At 63.6% G+C, this 17,433-nt stretch carries 24 protein-coding genes and 1 tRNA gene; 21 read left to right on the plus strand and 4 right to left on the minus strand.

Annotated elements, in window-relative coordinates:
* The first annotated feature begins 10 nt into the window (after window positions 1–10).
* From AC3WOH_RS07035 to AC3WOH_RS07135, 21 genes are all read left to right on the plus strand, one after another.
* Window positions 11–319 carry a DUF2160 domain-containing protein gene (locus AC3WOH_RS07035; protein ID WP_492228659.1) on the plus strand — a complete coding sequence of 103 codons (309 nt, stop codon included), beginning with the start codon at window positions 11–13 and terminating at the stop codon, window positions 317–319.
* Between the two features lie 102 nt (window positions 320–421).
* On the plus strand, window positions 422–2,152 hold the full coding sequence (locus AC3WOH_RS07040) for an ABC transporter substrate-binding protein (protein ID WP_184860251.1): 1,731 nt from the start codon (window positions 422–424) through the stop codon (window positions 2,150–2,152).
* 192 nt (window positions 2,153–2,344) lie between these two features.
* Entirely contained in the window at window positions 2,345–3,937 is a 1,593-nt protein-coding gene (locus AC3WOH_RS07045) for a glycerol-3-phosphate dehydrogenase/oxidase (RefSeq protein ID WP_492228660.1), read from the plus strand.
* Between the two features lie 194 nt (window positions 3,938–4,131).
* Entirely contained in the window at window positions 4,132–4,500 is a 369-nt protein-coding gene (gene rplN, locus AC3WOH_RS07050) for a 50S ribosomal protein L14 (protein WP_007861702.1), read from the plus strand.
* Between the two features lie 9 nt (window positions 4,501–4,509).
* The gene (rplX, locus tag AC3WOH_RS07055) at window positions 4,510–4,830 is read left to right on the plus strand and encodes a 50S ribosomal protein L24 (protein WP_184860255.1); all 321 of its coding nucleotides are present in this window, start codon (window positions 4,510–4,512) and stop codon (window positions 4,828–4,830) included.
* Window positions 4,831–4,839: 9 nt separating this feature from the next.
* On the plus strand, window positions 4,840–5,379 hold the full coding sequence (gene rplE / locus AC3WOH_RS07060; RefSeq protein WP_005793632.1) for a 50S ribosomal protein L5: 540 nt from the start codon (window positions 4,840–4,842) through the stop codon (window positions 5,377–5,379).
* Between the two features lie 8 nt (window positions 5,380–5,387).
* Window positions 5,388–5,693 (plus strand): 30S ribosomal protein S14, encoded by a 306-nt coding sequence (rpsN, locus tag AC3WOH_RS07065; RefSeq protein ID WP_007861712.1) that lies wholly within the window; start codon window positions 5,388–5,390, stop codon window positions 5,691–5,693.
* A 20-nt stretch (window positions 5,694–5,713) separates the two neighbouring features.
* On the plus strand, window positions 5,714–6,109 hold the full coding sequence (gene rpsH / locus AC3WOH_RS07070) for a 30S ribosomal protein S8 (protein ID WP_184860257.1): 396 nt from the start codon (window positions 5,714–5,716) through the stop codon (window positions 6,107–6,109).
* 25 nt (window positions 6,110–6,134) lie between these two features.
* Window positions 6,135–6,668 carry a 50S ribosomal protein L6 gene (gene rplF / locus AC3WOH_RS07075; RefSeq protein ID WP_492228661.1) on the plus strand — a complete coding sequence of 178 codons (534 nt, stop codon included), beginning with the start codon at window positions 6,135–6,137 and terminating at the stop codon, window positions 6,666–6,668.
* An 11-nt stretch (window positions 6,669–6,679) separates the two neighbouring features.
* Window positions 6,680–7,045, plus strand: a complete 366-nt coding sequence (gene rplR, locus AC3WOH_RS07080; RefSeq protein WP_184860261.1) for a 50S ribosomal protein L18 — start codon at window positions 6,680–6,682, stop codon at window positions 7,043–7,045.
* A 17-nt stretch (window positions 7,046–7,062) separates the two neighbouring features.
* Window positions 7,063–7,581 (plus strand): 30S ribosomal protein S5, encoded by a 519-nt coding sequence (gene rpsE, locus AC3WOH_RS07085; protein WP_492228662.1) that lies wholly within the window; start codon window positions 7,063–7,065, stop codon window positions 7,579–7,581.
* 11 nt (window positions 7,582–7,592) lie between these two features.
* Window positions 7,593–7,775: a 50S ribosomal protein L30 gene (rpmD, locus tag AC3WOH_RS07090; protein ID WP_005793644.1), complete on the plus strand. Its 183-nt coding sequence runs from the start codon at window positions 7,593–7,595 to the stop codon at window positions 7,773–7,775.
* Between the two features lie 10 nt (window positions 7,776–7,785).
* Window positions 7,786–8,217: a 50S ribosomal protein L15 gene (gene rplO / locus AC3WOH_RS07095; protein ID WP_492228663.1), complete on the plus strand. Its 432-nt coding sequence runs from the start codon at window positions 7,786–7,788 to the stop codon at window positions 8,215–8,217.
* Window positions 8,218–8,241: 24 nt separating this feature from the next.
* Complete coding sequence (gene secY / locus AC3WOH_RS07100; RefSeq protein WP_184860267.1) at window positions 8,242–9,561, plus strand: preprotein translocase subunit SecY; 1,320 nt, start codon at window positions 8,242–8,244, stop codon at window positions 9,559–9,561.
* A gap of 150 nt (window positions 9,562–9,711) precedes the next feature.
* Window positions 9,712–9,825 carry a 50S ribosomal protein L36 gene (gene rpmJ, locus AC3WOH_RS07105; RefSeq protein WP_005793651.1) on the plus strand — a complete coding sequence of 38 codons (114 nt, stop codon included), beginning with the start codon at window positions 9,712–9,714 and terminating at the stop codon, window positions 9,823–9,825.
* Window positions 9,826–9,848: 23 nt separating this feature from the next.
* Entirely contained in the window at window positions 9,849–10,214 is a 366-nt protein-coding gene (gene rpsM / locus AC3WOH_RS07110) for a 30S ribosomal protein S13 (RefSeq protein WP_035206424.1), read from the plus strand.
* An 18-nt stretch (window positions 10,215–10,232) separates the two neighbouring features.
* Entirely contained in the window at window positions 10,233–10,637 is a 405-nt protein-coding gene (gene rpsK / locus AC3WOH_RS07115; RefSeq protein WP_005793662.1) for a 30S ribosomal protein S11, read from the plus strand.
* Between the two features lie 90 nt (window positions 10,638–10,727).
* Window positions 10,728–11,351 (plus strand): 30S ribosomal protein S4, encoded by a 624-nt coding sequence (rpsD, locus tag AC3WOH_RS07120; RefSeq protein WP_409959469.1) that lies wholly within the window; start codon window positions 10,728–10,730, stop codon window positions 11,349–11,351.
* Between the two features lie 116 nt (window positions 11,352–11,467).
* Window positions 11,468–12,460 (plus strand): DNA-directed RNA polymerase subunit alpha, encoded by a 993-nt coding sequence (locus tag AC3WOH_RS07125; protein ID WP_184860279.1) that lies wholly within the window; start codon window positions 11,468–11,470, stop codon window positions 12,458–12,460.
* A gap of 171 nt (window positions 12,461–12,631) precedes the next feature.
* Window positions 12,632–13,030 carry a 50S ribosomal protein L17 gene (gene rplQ, locus AC3WOH_RS07130; RefSeq protein WP_184860281.1) on the plus strand — a complete coding sequence of 133 codons (399 nt, stop codon included), beginning with the start codon at window positions 12,632–12,634 and terminating at the stop codon, window positions 13,028–13,030.
* Between the two features lie 20 nt (window positions 13,031–13,050).
* A tRNA-Met gene (locus AC3WOH_RS07135) sits at window positions 13,051–13,127 on the plus strand.
* Window positions 13,128–13,182: 55 nt separating this feature from the next.
* On the opposite strand, the gene AC3WOH_RS07140 is transcribed toward AC3WOH_RS07135, so the two are convergent.
* The 4 genes from AC3WOH_RS07140 to AC3WOH_RS07155 all read right to left on the minus strand — a co-directional run bounded on the left by AC3WOH_RS07140 (window position 13,183) and on the right by AC3WOH_RS07155 (window position 17,432).
* A complete protein-coding gene (locus tag AC3WOH_RS07140; protein ID WP_492228664.1) occupies window positions 13,183–13,578 on the minus strand; it encodes a tautomerase family protein in 396 nt (131 codons plus the stop codon).
* 128 nt (window positions 13,579–13,706) lie between these two features.
* Complete coding sequence (locus tag AC3WOH_RS07145; protein WP_492228665.1) at window positions 13,707–15,179, minus strand: N-acyl-D-amino-acid deacylase family protein; 1,473 nt, start codon at window positions 15,177–15,179, stop codon at window positions 13,707–13,709.
* Entirely contained in the window at window positions 15,179–16,132 is a 954-nt protein-coding gene (locus tag AC3WOH_RS07150) for a MurR/RpiR family transcriptional regulator (RefSeq protein WP_184860287.1), read from the minus strand. The genes AC3WOH_RS07145 and AC3WOH_RS07150 overlap by 1 nt, the downstream gene beginning before the upstream one ends.
* A gap of 13 nt (window positions 16,133–16,145) precedes the next feature.
* A complete protein-coding gene (locus AC3WOH_RS07155; RefSeq protein ID WP_492228666.1) occupies window positions 16,146–17,432 on the minus strand; it encodes an amino acid deaminase in 1,287 nt (428 codons plus the stop codon).
* Between the last annotated feature and the right edge of the window lies 1 nt (window position 17,433).

Consider the following 17,433-nt stretch of genomic DNA (forward strand, 5'->3'; position numbering starts at 1 on the left):
AGAGACCGACATGTTCGAGTGGATGGCCTGGACCCTGCCCGTGGCAGTGTTCTTCACGTGCATCGTGCTGATGCTGGTCGGCATGGCGGTGTGGGAGGTGAAGTCCCCCACCACCTTGCGCAAGGGTTTCCTGCCCCTGGAAACCACGCGCGGCGACCGCCTGTTCATCGGGTTGCTGACAGCGGCCTATGTGAACCTGATCTTCGTGGGGGTGAGCGGCAAGCTCGCGCAGTGGTTCGAGCTGGGTGCGGACCCGTCGGTCTGGTACAGCTTCGTGCTGTCCATGCTGCTGCTCGCCCTGATCATGCGCAAAGGCTGACGCGCGCGCATCCCACAGTTCCCGTTGCACGGCTCAACCCTTCCCCGGAGCCGGGCGACCCATGTGCATCCAAAGGGGAGTGACTATGAGGAGACAGGCACTATGAAGACGCGGTATACAGCGCTGGCATTGGCGGTAGCGGTTCTGGCCGGGCAGTCGGCCATGGCCGGCGAGGCCGAGGCCAAGAAGTGGATCGACAGCGAGTTCCAGCCCTCCACGCTGAGCAAGGACCAGCAGATGGCCGAGATGAAGTGGTTCATCGACGCTGCCAAGAAGCTCCAGGGCAAGGGGGTCAAGGAGATCTCCGTGGTCTCCGAGACCATCACCACCCACGAATACGAATCCAAGACCCTGGCCAAGGCCTTCGAGGAAATCACGGGCATCAAGGTCAAGCACGACCTGATCCAGGAAGGCGACGTGGTCGAGAAGCTGCAGACCTCGATGCAGTCGGGCAAGTCGATCTATGACGGCTGGATCTCGGACTCGGACCTGATCGGTACCCACTACCGCTATGGCAAGGTCATGAGCCTGACCGACTACATGGGCGGCGCGGGCAAGGAATACACCAACCCGGGCCTGGACCTCAAGGACTTCATCGGCACCAAGTTCACCACGGCGCCCGATGGCAAGCTCTACCAACTGCCCGACCAGCAGTTCGCCAACCTGTACTGGTTCCGCGCCGACCTGTTCGACCGCAAGGACATCAAGGACAAGTTCAAGGCCAAGTACGGCTACGACCTGGGCGTGCCGCTGAACTGGAGCGCCTACGAGGACATCGCCGAGTTCTTCACCAACGACGTGAAGAACATCGACGGCAAGCCGATCTATGGCCACATGGACTACGGCAAGAAGGACCCCTCGCTGGGCTGGCGTTTCACCGATGCCTGGCTGTCCATGGCCGGCACCGCCGACATCGGCGCGCCCAACGGCCTGCCGATCGACGAGTGGGGCATCCGCGTGGCCGATGACAAGTGCACGCCGGTGGGCGCCTCGGTGGCCCGTGGCGGCGCAACCAACTCGCCTGCCGCCGTCTATGCGCTGACCAAGTACGTGGACTGGATGAAGAAGTACGCGCCCAAGGAAGCCACGGGCATGACCTTCGGCGAAGCCGGCCCCGTGCCTGCCCAGGGCCAGATCGCGCAGCAGATCTTCTGGTACACCGCCTTCACGGCCGACATGACCAAGCCCGGCCTGCCCGTGGTGAATGCCGACGGCACGCCCAAGTGGCGCATGGCCCCCGGCCCGAACGGCCCCTACTGGAAGCAGGGCATGCAGAACGGCTACCAGGACGTGGGCTCCTGGACCTTCTTCAAGGACCACGATGCCAACAAGACCGCTGCCGCCTGGCTGTACGCCCAGTTCGTGACGGCCAAGACCACCTCGCTCAAGAAGACCCTGGTGGGCCTGACCCCGATCCGCGAAAGCGACATCCAGTCCAAGGCCATGACGGACGCTGCGCCCAAGCTCGGCGGCCTGGTCGAGTTCTACCGCAGCCCCGCCCGCGTGGCCTGGTCGCCCACCGGCACCAACGTGCCCGACTACCCCAAGCTGGCCCAGCTGTGGTGGAAGAACGTGGCCCAGGCCGTCACGGGTGAGAAGACGCCCCAGGGCGCGATGGACACGCTGGCCGATGAGATGGATCAGGTGATGGCCCGCCTGGAGCGCGCCGGCATGGCCAAGTGCGCGCCCAAGCTCAACCCCAAGAGCGCGCCCACCAAGTGGCTGAGCGACAAGCAGGCCCCCTGGGCCAAGCTGGCCAACGAGAAGCCCAAGGGCGAAACCATTGCCTACGACAAGCTGCTGCAGGCCTGGAAGGACGGCAAGGCGCGCTGAGCGGCCGCCGGCCCGGGGAGGCCGGCCCTCTCTCTCTCTATATAGATAGATGAGAGGAGGGGGCTGGCCTCCCTTTCTCTCCCCCGAACCTGCGGCGGCGGGTGGTCCACAAGGCCAATCCCGCTCCGCAGGTGTCAAGAATTTAAGGGTTAACCCTGGGCTCAACCCCGTGCCTGTGGACAATCGCTACCTATGACCCACGTTTCTTCCCCCTTGCCCACGCGGCGCTCCGACCTTCTCGACCGCCTTGCCGAACCCCGCCAGTACGACCTGGCCGTGATCGGAGGCGGTGCGACGGGCCTGGGCGTGGCGCTCGATGCGGCGGCCCGGGGTTTCAGCGTGGTGCTGGTCGATTCGCACGATTTCGCCAAGGGGACCTCCTCGCGTGCCACCAAACTGGTGCACGGGGGCGTGCGCTACCTGGCCCAGGGCAACATCGCGCTGGTGCGCGAGGCCCTGCACGAGCGCACCACCTTGCTCAACAACGCCCCCCACCTGGCCCAGCCCCTGGCCTTTGTGATGCCCTCCTACAAGGTCTGGGAGACGCCGTTCTACGGCATGGGCCTGATGATGTACGACGCCCTGGCCGGCAAGGCGGGCCTGGGGGCCACCCAGTTCCTGGGCCGTGCCAAGACCCTGCAATGCCTGCCCAATGCCCGCCAGGACGGGCTCAAGGGCGGTGTGAAGTACTGGGACGGCCAGTTCGACGACGCCCGCCTGGCCCTGGCGCTGGCCCGCACGGCCGCAGCCAGGGGGGCGCTGCTGGTGAATTACTGCCCTGCCACCTCCCTGGTGCACGAGAACGGCAAGGTGGCCGGCTTCGTCTGCGAAGACAGCGCCAGCGGCCGCCAGTTCACGGTGCGCGCCAAGGCCGTGGTCAATGCCACAGGCGTCTGGGTCGATGCCCTGCGCCAGATGGATGGCGAGGCCATCGGCCGCCCGGTCAAACCCATCGTGGCGCCCAGCCAGGGGGTGCACATCGTGGTGGACCGCGAGTTCCTGCCCTCCGACCACGCCCTCATGGTGCCCAAGACGGCCGATGGCCGGGTGCTGTTTGCCGTGCCCTGGCTGGGCAAACTGATCCTGGGGACCACCGACAGCCCGCGCCAGGACGTGGTGCGCGAACCCCAGGCCTTCAAGGAAGAGGTGGCCTTCATCCTTGACGAGGCCGCCCGCTACCTCACCCGTGCCCCCAAGGCGGCGGACATCCGCAGCATCTGGGTGGGCCTGCGCCCCCTGGTCAAGCCGCAGGACGACGATGGCGACAACACCAAGAAGATCAGCCGCGAGCACACCGTGCTGGCCAGCAAGAGCGGCCTGGTGACGGTGACCGGTGGCAAATGGACCACCTACCGGGCCATGGCCGAGGATGTGTTGCAAAAATGCGTCACCGTGGGCCTGCTGCCGGAAAAGGCCGCGGGCGTCACCAACCAGCTGCCCCTGGTGGGCACGCCCGGAGAGCCCGTGCGCCACCGCATCAGCGACGCCCAGGGCCTGCACTCCTACGGGGCCGAGGCCGGCGCCGTGCAGGCGCTGCCAGGGGCGGGCGTGGACCTCGGAGGCGGCCTGACCGAGGCCATGGTGCGCTTTGCCGCGCGCCATGAATACGCCTGCACGGTCGAAGATGTGCTGGCGCGCCGCTCGCGCATGCTGTTCCTGGACGCCCGCCAGGCCATCGCCTGCGCCCCCCGGGTCGCCGCCCTCCTGCAGGAGGAACTGGGCGCCGATCCGCAACTGGATGCATTTTTGTCACTCGCCGAGCAGTATCTGCACGCGCCGATGTGATAGGCACTTGACTTCGGGTTTCCCCTTTGCAATAATCGAGGGCTTCGCGTTTCCTGCGTGAAGTTTCTGCCCAGCGGGAAGTGCTGCAAATGGTTTGCGGTGCGGACGACGGGCCCAAGACTGACTGGCTGATTGGCAGCCCTTGAGAAGTTCTCTGGGGCCCTGGTCTTCTGGTGCAAGTTGGGAATATTGAAATGATCCAGACAGAATCTCGGTTAGAGGTTGCCGACAATACCGGCGCCAAGTCCGTCCTTTGCATCAAGGTGCTGGGTGGCTCGAAGCGTCGCTATGCAAGCGTTGGCGACATCATCAAAGTGAGCATCAAAGAAGCTGCTCCGCGCGGCCGCGTCAAAAAGGGCGAGGTCTACAGCGCAGTGGTGGTGCGTACGGCGAAGGGCATTCGCCGCGGCGACGGCTCGCTCGTCAAATTCGATGGCAACGCTGCGGTGTTGCTGAATGCAAAGTTGGAGCCTATCGGCACCCGCATCTTTGGACCCGTGACGCGTGAACTGCGTACCGAGAAGTTCATGAAGATCGTGTCCCTGGCTCCTGAAGTTCTCTAAGGACTCGCCATGAACAAGATTCGCAAGGGCGACGAAGTCATCGTGCTGACCGGGCGCGACAAGGGCAAGCGCGGCACCGTTTCGCTGCGCAAGGATGACTCCCACCTCGTCATCGACGGCATCAACCTGGTCAAGAAGCACGCCAAGCCGAACCCCATGAAGGGTACGACGGGCGGCATCGTGGAAAAGGCCATGCCTATCCACCAGTCCAATGTTGCCATCTTCAATGCGGCCACCGGCAAGGCTGACCGCGTGGGCATCAAGGTGCAGGCTGACGGCACGCGCGTTCGCGTGTTCAAGTCCAGCGGCGCCGAAATCAAGGCGGCCTAAGGGGTAAACATGGCACGACTCCAAGAAATCTACCGCGACAAGATCGCTCCCGAACTGACCAAGCAGTTCGGCTACACCTCGCCCATGCAGGTTCCCCGTCTGACCAAGATCACGCTCAACATGGGTGTGAGCGAAGCCGTGTCGGACAAGAAGGTGATGGACAACGCCGTGGCTGACCTGACCAAGATCGCTGGTCAGAAGCCCGTGGTGACCAAGGCCAAGAAGGCTATCGCCGGTTTCAAGATCCGCGAAGGCCAGGCCATCGGTTGCATGGTCACGCTGCGCGGCGTGCAGATGTATGAGTTCCTGGATCGTTTCGTGACCGTGGCTCTGCCCCGCGTGCGTGACTTCCGTGGTATCTCTGGCCGCGCTTTCGACGGCCGTGGCAACTACAACATCGGTGTCAAGGAACAGATCATTTTCCCTGAGATCGAGTACGACAAGGTCGACGCACTGCGCGGTCTCAACATCAGCATCACCACGACGGCCAAGTCCGATGAAGAAGCCAAGGCGCTTCTCGCCGGTTTCCGTTTCCCCTTCAAGAACTGAGGCAGGGTATGGCTAAAGTAGCTTTGATCCAGCGCGAACTGAAGCGCGAAAAACTGGCCGCCAAGTACGCAACGAAGTATGCGGAACTGAAGGCGATCGCCGGTGACGCCAAGCGCAGCGACGAAGAGCGTGATGCAGCCCGCCTGGGTCTGCAGAAGCTCCCCCGCAACGCGAACCCCACGCGCCAGCGCAACCGTTGCGAAATCACCGGTCGCCCACGCGGTACCTTCCGTCAATTCGGTCTGGCCCGCGCCAAGATCCGTGAACTGGCTTTTGCAGGCGACATCCCCGGTGTCACCAAGGCCAGCTGGTAAGCAGGCAGGAGAATTACAACATGAGCATGAGTGATCCTATCGCTGACTTGCTGACCCGCATCCGCAATGCACAGATGGTCTCCAAGGCCACGGTGCTGGTGCCTTCTTCCAAGGTGAAGGTTGCCATCGCCCAGGTGCTGAAGGACGAGGGTTATATCGACGGATTCCAGGTCAAGACCGAATCCGGCAAGTCCGAACTCGAAATCGCCCTGAAGTATTACGCTGGTCGTCCGGTGATTGAGCGCATCGAGCGCGTCAGCCGCCCTGGCCTGCGTGTGTACAAGGGCCATGATTCCATTCCACAAGTCATGAACGGTCTGGGTGTGGCAATCGTCACGACGCCCAAGGGCGTGATGACCGACCGCAAGGCGCGCGCAACCGGTGTCGGTGGCGAAGTGCTGTGCTACGTGGCCTAACCCGCGGCATTGAGGAGAAACTGAAATGTCCCGAGTAGGAAAAATGCCCGTGACCATCCCCGCAGGCGTGGATGTGTCCGTTAAAGATGACCAGATCTCCGTCAAGGGGACTGGTGGCTCCCTGTCGCTGGCGCAGAACGTGCTGGTGAAGGTGTCGAACAAGGACGGCAAGCTCAGCTTCGAGCCCGTCAACGACTCCCGTGAAGCCAATGCCATGAGCGGCACGATCCGCCAGCTCGTCAACAACATGGTTGTTGGCGTGAGCAAGGGCTTTGAGAAGAAGCTGACGCTGATCGGCGTGGGCTACAAGGCCGCCGCATCTGGCGCCAAGCTCAACCTGGCTGTCGGCTATTCGCACCCCGTCAACATCGAGATGCCTGCTGGCATCACGGTGGCCACCCCCACGCCCACGGAAGTGGTTGTGAAGGGCGCCGACCGCCAACGTGTTGGCCAAATTGCCGCTGAGATCCGTGCTGTTCGTCCACCCGAGCCCTACAAGGGCAAGGGTATCCGCTATGCGGACGAGAAGATCACGATCAAAGAGACCAAGAAGAAGTAAGGAGCTGCAGCATGTTGACCAAGAAAGAGCAGCGTCTTCGTCGTGCACGCCAGACCCGCATCCGCATTGCCCAGCAAGGCGTTGCCCGTCTGACCGTGAACCGTACGAACCTCCACATCTACGCCAGCGTCATCTCCGGCGACGGCAGCAAGGTGCTGGCAAGTGCCTCCACCGCAGAAGCCGACGTCCGCAAGGAACTCGGCGGCTCTGGCAAGGGTGGCAATGCCGCCGCTGCCACGGCCATCGGCAAGCGCATCGCTGAAAAGGCGAAGGCAGCCGGTGTCGAGAAGGTTGCGTTCGACCGCTCGGGCTTTGCCTACCACGGTCGCGTCAAGGCCCTGGCCGATGCAGCCCGCGAAGCGGGTCTGCAGTTCTAAGCGGAACGGAATACAAAATGGCTAAATTTCAACCCAAGGTGCAAGACGAAGGTCGTGACGACGGTCTGCGCGAAAAAATGATCGCGGTCAACCGCGTGACCAAAGTCGTGAAGGGCGGCCGTATCCTCGGCTTCGCTGCACTGACTGTGGTCGGCGACGGTGATGGCCGCGTGGGCATGGGCAAGGGCAAGTCCAAGGAAGTGCCTGCTGCCGTGCAAAAGGCAATGGAAGAAGCCCGCCGCAACATGGTGAAGGTGTCGCTCAAGAACGGCACGATCCACCACAACGTGACGGGTCACCACGGCGCTGCCGTCGTGATGATGGCTCCCGCCCCCAAGGGTACCGGTATCATCGCCGGCGGCCCGATGCGCGCCGTCTTCGAAGTGCTGGGTGTGACCGACATCGTGGCCAAGAGCCATGGTTCGTCGAACCCCTACAACATGGTCCGCGCCACTTTTGACGCCCTGGTGAACTCCACGACGCCTTCGCAAGTGGCAGCCAAGCGCGGCAAAACGGTCGAAGACATCTTCGCCTGATTGGAGCTGTAATGACTACGCAACAAACCGTCAAGATTCAACTGGTGCGCAGCCCTATCGGCACCAAGGAATCGCACCGCGCCACCGTCCGTGGCCTGGGTCTGCGCAAGCTGAACAGCGTCAGCGAGTTGAAGGACTCGCCCGAAGTGCGCGGCATGATTAACAAGATCAGCTACCTGGTCAAAATCGTCTGAGAGATAGATCATGGAACTCAATAGCATCAAGCCCGCAGACGGCGCCAAGCATGCCAAGCGCCGCGTAGGCCGTGGTATCGGCTCCGGCCTGGGCAAGACCGCTGGCCGTGGTCACAAGGGCCAGAAGTCCCGCTCGGGTGGCTACCACAAGGTGGGTTTCGAAGGCGGTCAAATGCCTCTGCAACGCCGTCTGCCCAAGCGTGGCTTCAAGTCGCAGTCGCTCAAGTTCAACGCCGAAGTCACGCTGTCCGACCTGGACAAGCTGGGCCTGGCCGAAGTGGACGTGCTTGCTCTGAAGCAAGCCGGCCTGATCAGCGAGCTGGCCAAGGTGGTGAAGGTCATCAAGAGCGGTGCTCTGTCCAAGGCTGTCAAGCTGACGGGCGTGGGCGCTACTGCGGGTGCCAAGGCGGCTATCGAAGCTGCCGGCGGCAGCCTGGCCTGATTTTGGTTCTGAAAGAAGGTACCTGTGGCTACTAGCGCAGCTCAAATTGCAAAGACCGGCAAGTTCGGCGACCTGCGTCGCCGCCTGGTTTTTCTGTTGCTCGCGCTGGTCGTTTACCGCATCGGGGCGCATATCCCCGTGCCCGGTATCGACCCAGCCCAGTTGCAGCAGCTGTTCAGCGGCCAGCAAGGCGGCATCCTGAACCTGTTCAACATGTTCTCGGGTGGTGCGCTCTCGCGCTTCACCGTCTTTGCACTGGGGATCATGCCGTACATCTCGGCATCGATCATCATGCAACTGATGACCTACGTGGTCCCGACATTTGAGCAGCTCAAGAAGGAAGGCGAAGCCGGCCGCAGGAAGATCACCCAGTACACGCGCTACGGCACGCTGGGCCTGGCCATTTTCCAGTCGCTCGGCATCGCCGTGGCACTGGAAAGCTCGGCCGGCCTGGTGCTCAGCCCCGGCATGGGTTTCCGCATCACGGCCATGGTCAGCCTCACGGCTGGCACCATGTTCCTGATGTGGCTCGGCGAGCAGATCACGGAGCGTGGTCTTGGCAACGGCATCTCGATCCTGATCTTTGCAGGTATCGCGGCTGGTCTGCCAAGCTCCATCGGTGGCCTGCTGGAGCTGGTGCGCACGGGTGCGATGAGCATCCTCGCCGCCATCTTCATCGTGCTGGTGGTTGCTGCGGTGACCTACTTCGTGGTGTATGTGGAACGTGGCCAGCGCAAGATCCTCGTGAACTATGCGCGCCGGCAGGTGGGTAACAAGGTCTATGGTGGTCAATCGTCCCACCTGCCCTTGAAGCTGAACATGGCAGGTGTGATTCCTCCCATCTTCGCTTCGTCCATCATCCTGCTGCCAGCCACCGTGGTGAACTGGTTCAGTGCCGGGGAGTCGATGCGCTGGTTGCGCGACATCTCTGCGGCCCTGACGCCTGGTCAGCCGGTGTATGTGATGTTCTATGCTGCTGCGATCATCTTCTTCTGCTTCTTCTACACGGCGCTGGTCTTCAACAGCCGTGAGACGGCAGACAACCTGAAGAAGAGCGGTGCGTTCATTCCCGGGATCCGTCCTGGTGAACAGACGGCCCGCTATATCGACAAGATTCTTGTGCGACTGACACTGGCGGGGGCGATCTACATCACCTTCGTCTGCCTGCTGCCCGAGTTCTTGATCCTGAAGTACAACGTACCGTTTTACTTTGGTGGAACTTCGCTGTTGATCATTGTGGTGGTCACCATGGACTTCATGGCCCAGGTGCAGAACTACATGATGTCGCAACAGTACGAATCGCTGCTCAAGAAAGCCAATTTCAAGGGCAATCAGGGCGGTTGATGGGTTCGACAGGGTCTGGGTGCACAATGCGCCCGGGCTCTGGAAGCAAGGTTTGAGTTGGTTGGCGCCCCACGATTTTGTAGCGGGCACAAAGATTGTGTTCCGTGCAAGACAAGCCGGGACGGATGGAAAAGTTTTAGGAGAATTGCAATGAGAGTTTCGGCTTCGGTCAAAAAAATCTGCCGCAACTGCAAGATCATCCGCCGCAAGGGTGTGGTGCGCGTGATCTGCACGGATCTGCGCCACAAGCAGCGCCAGGGTTGATTGGAAAGTATTAGAGGACGCATATGGCACGTATCGCTGGCATCAACATTCCGCCCCACAAGCATGCGGAAATCGGCTTGACCTCCATTTTCGGGATCGGTCGCACACGCGCTCGCAAGATTTGCGAAGCAACCGGTATCGCTTACTCCAAGAAGATCAAGGATCTGACGGACAGCGATCTGGAAAAGATTCGCGAGCAGATCGAGCAATTCACCATTGAAGGTGACCTGCGCCGCGAAACCACCATGAACATCAAGCGCTTGATGGACATTGGCTGCTACCGTGGTTTCCGCCATCGTCGTGGTCTGCCGATGCGTGGTCAGCGTACCCGTACCAATGCACGCACCCGCAAGGGCCCGCGCAAGGGTGCTGCTGCACTGAAGAAATAAAGAGATTGAAAGATCAATATGGCCAAGTCTCCAGCCAATAACGCAGCACAGCGCGTTCGCAAGAAGGTTCGCAAGAACGTGTCGGACGGCATTGCCCACGTGCATGCTTCGTTCAACAACACGATCATCACGATCACGGACCGCCAGGGCAACGCCCTGTCGTGGGCCTCGTCGGGTGGCCAAGGCTTCAAGGGCTCGCGCAAGTCCACGCCTTTCGCAGCCCAGGTGGCTTCGGAAGTGGCTGGCCGCGCCGCCATCGACCAAGGCATCAAGAACCTGGATGTCGAGATCAAGGGCCCAGGTCCTGGTCGCGAATCCTCGGTGCGTGCACTGGGTGCCCTGGGCATCCGCATCACGTCGATCTCCGATGTGACGCCGGTTCCGCACAACGGCTGCCGCCCTCAAAAGCGCCGTCGTATCTAATTTTCACAAGCCCACCGCCGCCTGCGTACGCGAGAGCGACACAGGCGGCTCCCGCACTGGTTTGCGGTAGATGACATAAAGGAAGTTCAAGTGGCACGTTACCTCGGCCCCAAGGCCAAACTCTCCCGCCGTGAAGGCACCGACCTGTTCCTCAAGAGCGCCCGTCGCTCCATTGCGGACAAGTGCAAGTTCGACTCCAAACCCGGTCAGCACGGCCGCACCTCCGGTGCCCGCACGTCCGACTACGGCCTGCAGCTGCGCGAAAAGCAGAAGGTCAAGCGCATGTACGGCATCCTGGAAAAGCAGTTCCGCCGCTACTTCGAGACCGCTGACAGCCGCAAGGGCAACACCGGCGCCAACCTGCTGTTCCTGCTGGAATCGCGTCTGGACAACGTCGTGTACCGCATGGGCTTTGGCTCCACGCGTGCAGAAGCCCGCCAGCTGGTGTCGCACTGCGCCATCACGGTGAACGGCAAGTCGGTCAACATCCCTTCGTACCTGGTCAAGGTCGGCGATGTCGTGGCCGTGCGCGAAAAGTCCAAGAAGCAGAACCGCATCGTCGAAGCCCTGCAACTGGCTGCACAGGTTGGCATGCCCGCCTGGGTGGACGTCAATGCCGACAAGGCAGAAGGCGTGTTCAAGAAGGTGCCAGACCGCGACGAGTTCGGTGCCGACATCAACGAATCGCTGATCGTTGAGTTGTACTCGCGCTAATCGCTAGTTCGAATCACATTTCGAAAAAACCGTACCTGAACCGCGAGGCATCGCGGTTTAGGCGCTTCACCAGCCTTACCGGTGTAACGAGCTGGGGGTATTGAGAGGAAGTCTGAATGCAAACCAATTTGCTGAAACCCAAGGCGATCAATGTCGAGCAGCTTGGCCACAACCGTGCCAAGGTCGCGCTGGAGCCGTTCGAGCGTGGTTACGGCCACACGCTGGGCAACGCCATTCGGCGCGTCCTGCTCTCGTCCATGGTGGGTTACGCAGCGACGGAAGTCACCATTGCAGGCGTTCTGCACGAGTACTCGTCGATCGACGGTGTCCAGGAAGATGTGGTCAACATCCTTCTGAACCTCAAGGGCGTGGTGTTCAAGCTGCACAACCGTGACGAAGTCACGCTGAGCCTGCGCAAGGATGGTGAAGGCGTGGTGACCGCGCGCGACATCCAGACGCCCCACGACGTCGAGATCGTCAACCCCGACCACGTGATCGCCACGCTGTCGCAGGGCGGCAAGCTGGACATGCAGATCAAGGTGGAAAAGGGCCGTGGCTACGTGCCGGGCAACCTGCGCCGCTATGCCGATGAATCGACCAAGTCGATCGGCCGCATCGTGCTGGACGCATCGTTCTCCCCCGTGAAGCGCGTGAGCTACACCGTGGAAAGCGCCCGTGTGGAACAGCGCACCGACCTGGACAAGCTGGTCGTCGAGATCGAGACCAATGGCGCCATCACGGCCGAAGACGCCGTGCGCGCATCGGCCAAGATCCTGGTGGAACAGCTGGCCGTGTTCGCACAGCTGGAAGGTGGCGAGCTGGCTGCGTTCGACGCGCCTGCAGGCCCACGCGGCAATGCCACGTTCGATCCTATCCTGCTGCGCCCTGTGGACGAGCTGGAGCTGACCGTGCGTTCCGCCAACTGCCTGAAGGCCGAGAACATCTACTACATCGGTGACCTGATCCAGCGCACCGAGAACGAGCTGCTCAAGACGCCTAACCTGGGCCGCAAGTCGCTCAACGAAATCAAGGAAGTGCTCGCCTCGCGTGGTCTCACGCTGGGCATGAAGCTCGAGAACTGGCCACCAGCAGGCCTGGACAAGCGTTAAACAAACGCTATAATCCCGAGTTCCCCAAAAGCTGGGGAGCCCGGTTTTGGGTCCCCCGCGAGGGGGACTTTTCGTTCCTGAAGCAGGGATCCCTGTGCAAGGAGCAGTGCCTCGGACAGTACCTGACACGGCTGGCCGATTTAATTACACAGACAGTAGAAGGAAAGCACCATGCGCCACGGACACGGCCTCCGCAAACTCAACCGCACCAGCTCGCACCGCCTCGCGATGCTGCAGAACATGATGAACTCGCTCATCGAGCACGAGGCCATCAAGACCACCGTCCCCAAGGCCAAGGAACTGCGCCGCGTGGTCGAGCCCATGATCACCCTGGCCAAGGTCGACACCGTCGCCAACCGCCGCCTGGCCTTCAACCGCCTGCGCGACCGCGACAGCGTGACCAAGCTGTTCAACGACCTGGGCCCCCGCTTCAATGCGCGCCCCGGTGGCTACACCCGTATCCTGAAGATGGGCTTCCGTGTTGGCGACAACGCGCCCATGGCACTGGTTGAATTGGTCGACCGTGCTGAAGAAAAAACTGAAAATTCTTCGGCTGCAGCCGCTGAATAAGGTATATAATTCAATCTTGCCGCGCGATGGAGCAGTCTGGTAGCTCGTTGGGCTCATAACCCAAAGGTCGGAGGTTCAAATCCTCCTCGCGCAACCAATATTGCAAAAAGCCCACTTTCGAGTGGGCTTTTTTGTTTCTGGCGTTGGCAGTCTCACTGGGGATGCTGGTGCCGGAATTCCTGGGTCTTGCCGCCATAGCCATAGGCCGTGGCGCGCACATCCTGCACGTAGATATAGCTTTCCTCGTGCAGCTCGCCCAGCAGGCCCTGGAAGGCCGCGAACACCTCAGCGATGTAGCGCGCCTTCTCGGCCTTGGTGTTGGTCTCGTCCACGACCTTGATATCGAGGTAGACGCTGCGCTTGCCCTGGGCGGCCAGGCTGCTGCCGCCCACGATCCAGTCCTCGGGGTGCACGTAGGACACGGTCACGGCCGTGATCTTCGGGTTCTTGCCCAGGATGCGGGTGGTCAGATCGAGCAGCGTGTCCGAGATGCGCTGCGACAGGGCGACCGAGCGTTCGGCCGAGACTTTGACGTTGATGATGGGCATGGAAAACTCCTTGTCAGTGAATGCCTTGGTAGGTGCCTCCACTGTAGTTTTCGGCCCGGTTTCTGGACACGGCGCCCGGCAGGAAGCGGCTTTGCAATGGCTGCAAAGCCCGCTGCTCTGGGCATGCCTCAGGCGGGCGCGATGGCCTGCCGGCGGATGAAGCGCCCGGCCCGCGCCCCGGTGGCGCGGCCTTCGGCGGTGTAGCTCAGCACCCCGTTTACCCACACCCGTTCGATCCCTTCGCTGAACTGCACGGGCTGCTCGTAGCTCGCGGTATCGCGCACGCGCGCCGGGTCGAACACCACCACATCGGCCATGAGGCCCGGGGCCAGTCGGCCCCGCTCGCCGATGCGAAAGCGCTGAGCCGACAGGCCCGTCATCTTGTGGATGGCTTCCTCCAGCCGCAGCAGGCCCTTCTCGCGCCAGTAGCAGGCCAGCACGCGCGGGAAGGCGCCCCACAGGCGGGGGTGGGGCCGTTCGTCATGCGGCAGGCCGTCCGATCCGATCATGGCCAGCGGGTGCGCGATCACGCGCTCCACATCGTCCTCGCGCATCTGGAAGTAGCAGGCCCCGCCCGGCTGCAGCCTGTCACAGGCCGCCTGTTCGGTCATGCCCCATTCGCGCGCGATGTCCTTGAGGTAGCGGCCCACCATCTCCGGGTGGGGCTGGCTGCCGGTGATCAGGATGTCGATCACACCGTCCACCAGGTCGGTGCGCAGCACCGTGGAGCCTGCGGTGTAGGGATACACGTCCAGGCTGATGGGCTGGCCCTGGGCCAGCGACTCGATCAGCGGCAGGGTTTCGCGCGTGCGGCCCCAGTTCGAGGCACCGGCGCATTTGTGGTGCGACAGCACCAGCGGCAGACCGGCCTGGCGCGCCGTCTGGGCCGCTTCCTGCAGTGCAGGCAGGATGCCTGCCAGCTCGTCGCGGATGTGGGTGGCATAGACGCCGCCATTGCGCGCGGCCACGCTGGCCAGCTCCGTCAGCTCCGTGAGGTCGGCCGCATAGGCCTCCTTGTAGAACACGCCGGACGACAGGCCCAGTGCGCCTGCGTCCATGGCCTCCTGCATGTCGGCGGCCATGGCGGCGCGCTCGCTGGCCGTGGCGGCCTGCCCCAGGTCGGCGAGGTGGCGCATGCGCAGGGCGGTGTGGCCCAGCAGCGCCGCCACGTTCACGCCGGGCTGCGCGGCGTCCACCGCGCGCGCATAGTCGGCCATGCCCGCATGGCGGAACTGGCGCGTGCCCAGCAGCGACAGCGGCGCTGCAGGCGCATCGGTCATCACCGGTGCCAGCGAGATGCCGCAGTTGCCCACGATCACCGTGGTCACGCCCTGCGAGAGCTTGGGCAGCATGTCGGGCGCGTCGATGGCCGCGGCATCGTCGTGGGTGTGCACATCGATGAAGCCGGGGGCGATCACCCGGCCCGTGCAGTCCACGGTCTCCAGTGCCATGCCGTCGAGCAGGCTGCGGTCGATGCCGCCGGGAGCGGCCAGCGCCACGATGCGCTCGCCTGCCAGCAGCAGGTCGCCCACCCACCCGGGGCGGTCCGTGCCGTCGATGAGGGTTCCGTTCTTCAGAAGAGTCGCTTGCGTTGCTGCCATCAATGGTCTTTCTGGCCCGGCTTGTGCATGCCCGGGCCGTGGTCCATGGCGCCGGAGTATTCGGCGCTGTCGAACCCGTGTTTGTGCAAAAGCTGCTTGAACTGCTGCAGCCCGCGCGTGGCCACTGGCCCCAGCTGCTGCGCCAGGCGCACCATGAGGATCTCGATCACCACCAGGTGGGCCAGGTAGGCCTCGGTGCCCACGCGCATCACCGCGTCCTGGGGCACCGAGACGGCCAGCACCAGATCGGCGGTTTCGGCCAGCGGTGTGCCCGGCTGGGTCAGGGCCACCACGGTGGCGCCCTGCGAGCGCGCGAACTTGGCCGCCTCCACCGTGTAGGGCATGCGCCCCACGTGCGAGACCACGAAGGCCACGCCCTCGGGGCCCAGCGTGCTGGCCGACACCAGCTGCTGGTGCGCGTCAAAGATCGCGTTGGCCGTGAGGCCCAGGCGGAACAGCCGGCTCTGCAGCTCGCTGGCCGTGAAGGTCGAGGCCGCTCCGACCGAATAGCAGTCGATGCGCCGCGCCTTCGCCAGCTTGGCTGCCACCTGGTCGATCACGTCCACATCGATGCGCCGGCCCAGCTCGGTCAGCGAGGAGACGGCGGCATGGATGATCTTGCTCGAAACGTCCTGCGCCGTGTCCTCGGCCAGCACGCTGCGGTGCAGGTAGGAGCCCGATACCGCCAGGTCCTGTGCCAGGGCCAGCATGAACTCGCGCACCGAGTCGTAGCCGAAGCTGCGGCAGGTGCGCACGATGGTCGGCATGGACACGCCGGCCTGCTGTGCCAGCTGCTCCACCGTGGCTGCCACCGCGGCGCGCGGGTCTTCGAGCACGGCGCGCACCACGCTGCGCTGGGCTTCGGGCAGGCTGTCCTGGCGCTCGCGCAGCTGCTGCAGCAGCCCGGGCGCCGGGCTGGGGGGCAGAGAGGTGGGCAGGCTGCTGGTGTTCATGCGCGGCCCCGCATCAGAAGCGCGTGTGGATGGCGCCGGTCACGGCGCCATCGTCTTCCACCAGCGGCATCCAGCGCCACTTGTCGAAGGTGGTGCAGGGGTGCGAAATGCCCAGTGCCACGCGGTCGCCCACGCGGGGGGCGCCGGCGTCGCCCGTGGCGGCATCGAAGCGCAGGTAGGCATGCTGGTCGTTCAGTGCGCTCACGCTCCAGCCCGCAGGCGCATCCACGGCTGTGCGCTCACCACGCCGCGCCAGTTGCACGGGGATGGGCATCTCCAGGTCGTAGGAGATGTCGCGACGCCCGCAGGTCAGCAGGGCCAGGCCCGGTTCTGGCACCGACTGCACCATCGCCCAGACCGTGAGGGCCGGGCGCAGTGAGGCATCGAGCCCTTCGCGCTGCTCCACGTTCTGGAGGAAGCGCCGGTAGTTGCCATGGTCATGCGTCACGTAGCAGCCCGAGCGCAGCACACCCTCCACCGGGCGCGACAGGCCCTGGGCCTGCAGCAGCGGCACCACCAGGTCGAACACGGCAGAGCCGCCGGCCGTGAGCAGGATGCGCTCGCTGGCAAACAGGTGCTCGCCGTCGCAGGCGCGCGCCACCTCCTGCACGCGGCGCACCAGGGCCGTCACCTCGCGCGCATCGTGCTCGCTGTCGCAGCGCGCCACGCCGCCCTCATAGCACTCGATGCCGTCGAATTGCACGGCCTCTGACGCGGCCAGCGCGCGCGCCAGGGCCAGGGCCTCGTCCAGCGTGCGGCAACCGGTGCGCTGGCCGGGGATGCCCATCTCCAGCAGCACGTTGAAGATGCGGGCGCTGCCGCGGCGCTGCTTCCAGTCCTCCACCATCGCGAGCTGCGCCAGCGAGTCCACGAGGAACCAGACCGTGAGGTCCGGGTGGCGCGCCAGCAGCGCATCGAGCGCATCGAGATCGGCATCGCAGACCACCTGGTTGGCGATGATGATGCGGCGCGCGCCGGCCTCCACGCCCGTGGCGACCTGGAAGGCCGTGGCGAAGGTCAGGCCCCAGGCGCCGGCGGCCAGCTGCTGCGCGAACAGCTCGGGCGACATGGTGGTCTTGCCATGCGGCGCCAGGGCAATGCCCTTGCGCGCGGCAAAGTCCTGCATCCAGGCCAGGTTGTGCGCCAGGGCCGTGCGGCTCAGCACCGCGAGCGGGAAAGCCAGGTCATCGGCCAGCACGTTCCAGCCGCGTGCAGCGATCTCGCTGGCGCGGCAGGGCGCTGCGGCGAGGGGGTAGCTCTTGCAGGTGGCGTCCAGGGTGAAGTCAGTGGTGGTGCTCATG

Source organism: Acidovorax sp. FW305-C-20-28 (assembly GCF_058783375.1).

Coding starts and splice junctions, on each gene's coding strand:
- rpmJ (WP_005793651.1), top strand. CDS start 9,712: ATGAGAGTTTCGGCTTCGGTCAAAAAAATCTGCCGCAACTGCAAGATC.
- AC3WOH_RS07155 (WP_492228666.1), bottom strand. CDS start 17,432: ATGAGCACCACCACTGACTTCACCCTGGACGCCACCTGCAAGAGCTAC.
- AC3WOH_RS07035 (WP_492228659.1), top strand. CDS start 11: ATGTTCGAGTGGATGGCCTGGACCCTGCCCGTGGCAGTGTTCTTCACG.
- rpsH (WP_184860257.1), top strand. CDS start 5,714: ATGAGCATGAGTGATCCTATCGCTGACTTGCTGACCCGCATCCGCAAT.
- rplQ (WP_184860281.1), top strand. CDS start 12,632: ATGCGCCACGGACACGGCCTCCGCAAACTCAACCGCACCAGCTCGCAC.
- rpsM (WP_035206424.1), top strand. CDS start 9,849: ATGGCACGTATCGCTGGCATCAACATTCCGCCCCACAAGCATGCGGAA.
- rpsN (WP_007861712.1), top strand. CDS start 5,388: ATGGCTAAAGTAGCTTTGATCCAGCGCGAACTGAAGCGCGAAAAACTG.
- rpsE (WP_492228662.1), top strand. CDS start 7,063: ATGGCTAAATTTCAACCCAAGGTGCAAGACGAAGGTCGTGACGACGGT.
- rplN (WP_007861702.1), top strand. CDS start 4,132: ATGATCCAGACAGAATCTCGGTTAGAGGTTGCCGACAATACCGGCGCC.
- AC3WOH_RS07150 (WP_184860287.1), bottom strand. CDS start 16,132: ATGAACACCAGCAGCCTGCCCACCTCTCTGCCCCCCAGCCCGGCGCCC.
- rplF (WP_492228661.1), top strand. CDS start 6,135: ATGTCCCGAGTAGGAAAAATGCCCGTGACCATCCCCGCAGGCGTGGAT.
- AC3WOH_RS07140 (WP_492228664.1), bottom strand. CDS start 13,578: ATGCCCATCATCAACGTCAAAGTCTCGGCCGAACGCTCGGTCGCCCTG.
- AC3WOH_RS07125 (WP_184860279.1), top strand. CDS start 11,468: ATGCAAACCAATTTGCTGAAACCCAAGGCGATCAATGTCGAGCAGCTT.
- rplX (WP_184860255.1), top strand. CDS start 4,510: ATGAACAAGATTCGCAAGGGCGACGAAGTCATCGTGCTGACCGGGCGC.
- AC3WOH_RS07045 (WP_492228660.1), top strand. CDS start 2,345: ATGACCCACGTTTCTTCCCCCTTGCCCACGCGGCGCTCCGACCTTCTC.
- rplE (WP_005793632.1), top strand. CDS start 4,840: ATGGCACGACTCCAAGAAATCTACCGCGACAAGATCGCTCCCGAACTG.
- rpmD (WP_005793644.1), top strand. CDS start 7,593: ATGACTACGCAACAAACCGTCAAGATTCAACTGGTGCGCAGCCCTATC.
- AC3WOH_RS07040 (WP_184860251.1), top strand. CDS start 422: ATGAAGACGCGGTATACAGCGCTGGCATTGGCGGTAGCGGTTCTGGCC.
- rpsK (WP_005793662.1), top strand. CDS start 10,233: ATGGCCAAGTCTCCAGCCAATAACGCAGCACAGCGCGTTCGCAAGAAG.
- AC3WOH_RS07145 (WP_492228665.1), bottom strand. CDS start 15,179: ATGGCAGCAACGCAAGCGACTCTTCTGAAGAACGGAACCCTCATCGAC.
- rplR (WP_184860261.1), top strand. CDS start 6,680: ATGTTGACCAAGAAAGAGCAGCGTCTTCGTCGTGCACGCCAGACCCGC.
- rplO (WP_492228663.1), top strand. CDS start 7,786: ATGGAACTCAATAGCATCAAGCCCGCAGACGGCGCCAAGCATGCCAAG.